General features: G+C 24.5%; 4 protein-coding genes. 3 read left to right on the top strand and 1 reads right to left on the bottom strand.

Annotated features, from left to right (window positions below; genetic code table 11):
- Positions 1–159 precede the first annotated feature (159 nt).
- Together HXZ74_RS17040 and HXZ74_RS17035 are read left to right on the top strand one after the other, a co-directional pair.
- Positions 160–720 carry a hypothetical protein gene (locus HXZ74_RS17040; RefSeq protein ID WP_147279953.1) on the top strand — a complete coding sequence of 187 codons (561 nt, stop codon included), beginning with the start codon at positions 160–162 and terminating at the stop codon, positions 718–720.
- A 22-nt stretch (positions 721–742) separates the two neighbouring features.
- Entirely contained in the window at positions 743–2170 is a 1428-nt protein-coding gene (locus tag HXZ74_RS17035) for an exopolysaccharide biosynthesis polyprenyl glycosylphosphotransferase (RefSeq protein ID WP_114998569.1), read from the top strand.
- 16 nt (positions 2171–2186) lie between these two features.
- Here HXZ74_RS17035 and HXZ74_RS17030 read toward each other — a convergent pair whose 3' ends face one another.
- On the bottom strand, positions 2187–3425 hold the full coding sequence (locus HXZ74_RS17030) for an O-antigen ligase family protein (RefSeq protein ID WP_114998567.1): 1239 nt from the start codon (positions 3423–3425) through the stop codon (positions 2187–2189).
- A 500-nt stretch (positions 3426–3925) separates the two neighbouring features.
- On the opposite strand from HXZ74_RS17030, the gene HXZ74_RS17025 reads away from it, so the two are divergent.
- On the top strand, positions 3926–4258 hold the full coding sequence (locus HXZ74_RS17025; protein ID WP_286476506.1) for a hypothetical protein: 333 nt from the start codon (positions 3926–3928) through the stop codon (positions 4256–4258).
- Positions 4259–4299: the final 41 nt, after the last annotated feature.

Below are 4299 nucleotides of genomic sequence, written 5' to 3'. Positions count from 1 at the left end.
TTTTTGAGTTTAATAATAATTTACAATTTTTAAAAAATGTAGCTTAACTTACACTGGAAAATTCAGGGGGATATCCAGAATTATGATTTTACAATAAAATTTATAAGAAAGTAGATTTTTTTGCGTTTAATGAAAAACTATCCAATTATTGTATTAAGTATGAAAAAAATTTTATTAAGTACTTTATTGATTTCTTCGTTTTTAACTTTATCGTCTTGTGGAGATAAAAAAGGAGGAAGAAATGACTTGTCTGAAACAGAAGAAGTAGAAAAGGATTCTACTAAAGGTTTAGTAGTAACATTAGAAGGTGTATTTACTAAGAACGATCATTTTCAGCTATTTTACTCTAATGATACTAATTTTTTAGAAGAAAATTCAATAACAATACCAGTATATGGACAGTGTGTTGTTCAAGATATTGCTTTTGAGTTACCCGAAGGAAAAAAACCTCAAAATTTAAGATTGGATTTAGGCTCTAATGCAGAGCAACAGTTTATTAGTATTAAAAATATAAGCATTGAGTACAGAAATAAAATTATTTTAAATGGAGAAAATGAAAAATATTTAGATTATTTTCCAGAAAGTTCTACTGTTGTTTATAATCCTCAAAAGTTAAATTTTGAATTAAAGAATAATTTAGAAGGAATTTTTGATCCGATAATGTTTAGTAATGACAATTTAAAAAAAGTATTAAATAAAGTATATAATGAAACGAAATAAAGTATTCATTTTTTATATATAAATGCAAGAAAGAAGGAATATAAAATTTTATTTTTTTCAAGAGTTTTTAGATACTATTTCATTGATATTTTTCTTTTTCATTTTTTTGAAATTACAATATCAATATTTTTGGACAGAAGACTATCCTTTAGAAAAGATACCTACTTATTTTGAGTTGTTTAAAGCTCATTATAAGGCATTATTGTTGTTTGTTGTTATCTGGTTTTTAATTGCCAATAATGTTTCTTTGTATAAGGTATATAGAAGGGTAAAGTTTGTAGAGATTGTAAAAAAAATAACCTATCAAATTTTATTTTTTTCCATTGTCGTATTTGCGATATCTGGCTTAAAATCATCTGATTTATTTTCACCACAATTAGGTATTACATACATTTTATTACTTTTTTTGATTGGCTTACTTACTCGACTTTTTGTCTTTATTTATTATAGAAATCTGCATTTAAAAGGTCAAGATTTGACAAATGTTTTGATTATTGATGAGAATGATAATACGAATAAATTTATCAACTTATTAAAAGAACGCAAGGATTTAGGTATATCGCTGTTTGATAAAATAGGTAAAGAGGAGATTGGTTTTACGAAAGGATTATTAAAAATAAGGGATATAGATTTTCGACAGTTTATCTTGGAAAATAAAATTAATAAGATTTTTATTTCTCAAAAGGGAGAGATAAGCAAGGGTTTAATTTATGAAATTGTAAGTTTATCGGAAGCAAATCTTATTAATGTGTCATATATTCCTGATTCTATTTATAATGGAATTACAGAATTAAAAGTAGTCTACATAGATACTTTGCCCATATTTGAAGTAAAGAGATTTCCTTTGGATTTAAAATTTAACCAATTGATTAAGAGTTTATTTGATGTTATTTTTGCTTCTTTGGTTTGTATCTTTTTGTTAAGTTGGTTGTTTCCGATTATTGCTTTATTAATTTATATCGATTCGAAAGGTTCAATCTTATTTGTTCAGAAAAGAAATGGATTGAATGGGGTTGAATTTGATTGCTATAAATTTAGAACAATGGTCGATTCTAAATATAACTCTATAAAAGCTACAGAAAGGAATGATCCGCGTGTGACGCGTATTGGAAAATTTTTACGTAAAACAAGTTTAGACGAATTACCACAATTTATCAATGTATTGAAAGGAGAAATGTCTATTGTAGGTCCACGTCCTCATATGATTTCTCAAGATCATTATTACCGAGATATTATTAATCGTTATAACATTCGACATTACGTAAAACCAGGTATTACAGGGTTGTCTCAGGTTAAGGGGTATAGAGGTGCTATAGATTCTGATGAAGATATGGAAAAGCGTATTAGAACGGATGTATATTACGTTCGAAATTGGTCTTATTTACTTGATATACAAATTGTGTATCAAACTGTAATGTTAGTTGTAAAAGGTGATGAAAACGCAATATAAATAAAAGAATATCCTATTAAAGGGTATTCTTTTTATTTAAAGTAGAATGGAAAATACAGTACAATAGTATAAAAAATACGATTCCTCGTTGACGATGAAATAAAGATTCTGTAAACATGATAGAGGTTGTGAGAATAGTAAAGAATAAGAAGACAAAATCACGATTTTTAATCGCTTTTATCCAATTAAAAACAACCATTAGGCATAATAATATAACCCCAATTATACCTAATTCTGCAAAAGATTGAATGTATTGGTTATGGAAGTTTAAGGTTCCATAATATTCTACTAATTTATTTATCTTTTGTTTTTCTATTATCTTATCTTGAGAAGCAGAAGCTCCATAACCAGTCCAAAAAATATGATCTTCGTTCAAAAATTCTTTAAATAGTCGGATTTGATATAATCTGAAAGCTGTTCCATTAAAATAATATTGTGGTCCAAAAGAATCTTGTTCCCATGCATTTTCAATAGAAACATTAATAATACCATTTTCTAATTTCACATTTTCAGTCGTATTTTGGATTTCTAAATCAAAACGTTCTTTTATTTTAGAACCTAATGGAATCATTAAGATAACAAGAACTCCTAAAATAAGTAGGATGTTTTTCTTCTTTAAAATTGATTTATTATAGAAAAAACTGATTATTATTCCTAAAAGAGTAATTACAATAACATTTTTTGACGATAATAAGATAAGAAATGCAAAAAGTAGAAATACAGCTAAAAAGTCATACCATTGTTTATTTTTCTTAATAAATAGATTAATAAATGCAAATGAGATAAATAAGGAAATGTAAATGGCATTTACGTCTAGTGTAACTAAATCATGATAGAAAAAATAGTGAGATTCACCTGTTTTGATAAATCTATATAAAGCTCTTAGAAGATAAAAAATAGTTGCAATAGCCATTAAATAACTATAGTTATTAAAAATAACTTGTCTTTTTTCTATCTTGATTTTTGGTAAAAACGAAAATAAGATTGGTAAAGCTATAAAGAATAACCCTTTTGAAAGATATTTACCAGTTTCCTTGGCTTCTATTGTCCAACTTAAAGATGCTACACATAGGAGATAATATATAACAGGTATAAGTAATGTATATGAAAACTTGACATGGAGTTGTTTATAATTTAGAATAATAGCAAAAATAAATAAACCAAAAGCTATATTGATAAAAGCAAATGGAAGAGGTAATGATGCTAATAATGGAATTAAAAGGTTACTTGGATTAAAAATATATTTATAATTCATTTGTAATATGAATAATGTTATTTTAAAATTAAAAGATTTATTACAATAATTATTGAATTTTAAGGTTTATAGATTATTCTCAATAGAATATTAAATTTTAAAAAATAATATGATAACAGCTGTAATAATTCCATGTTATAATGAAAAAAACGATTAATATTTGATAAAATTATATAATTATCAAATATATTAAGAACAGAAAATAATATTTATTTGGTAAAAGAGTAAGAAATGATAAAAATATCAGAATTAATATCAATTTTTATAAATAAAAATACAGATAGAATGGTTTTTTTGATTTTAAAGAAAATTCTGAGAAAGTAAATCTTATAGAAAATTAAATCTTTTAACATTAGGAAAATCAGTTTTCAATTAGTAATTGGTTTAATGTTAATGACTCTAGACTTTTATAGAAATAAGCATTGCTGAAAATTAAAATAAATTTATTGTGATGTCATATTTATTGATGAAATACTAAAAATTATATAAAAAAATAATTTATGAAACAGTTTGAAATAAACCGAAGTACTCTTTTTTTTTTAGGGATATTCGCTTTTATTTATATTTTTCCATTGTTATTATTATCAAATGTGTATTATGCTGATGATGTAACAAGGGCTATAAACGGAAATTATTGGGATCATGAAAATAGATTGATGTCTAATGTTATAATGAAAATTTTGTCATTTGATGTAAGAATAAAAGATTTTTTTCCATATACAATTATTTTTTCAGGAATAGTTTTTAGTATAAGTGGTTATTTAGTTTCTCAAATACTAAAAATCGAAAAAAACAATACTGGATATACTAACTTAGTTGGGAGTAAAAGTTAAGCATAAAACCTTAATTTTAATATATGAAAAGAATCCGTAAA

It is taken from the genome of Empedobacter sp. R750 (genome assembly GCF_030324345.1).
Lineage (GTDB): Bacteria > Bacteroidota > Bacteroidia > Flavobacteriales > Weeksellaceae > Empedobacter > Empedobacter falsenii_C.
This window is presented reverse-complemented; position numbering and strand designations above follow the sequence as displayed.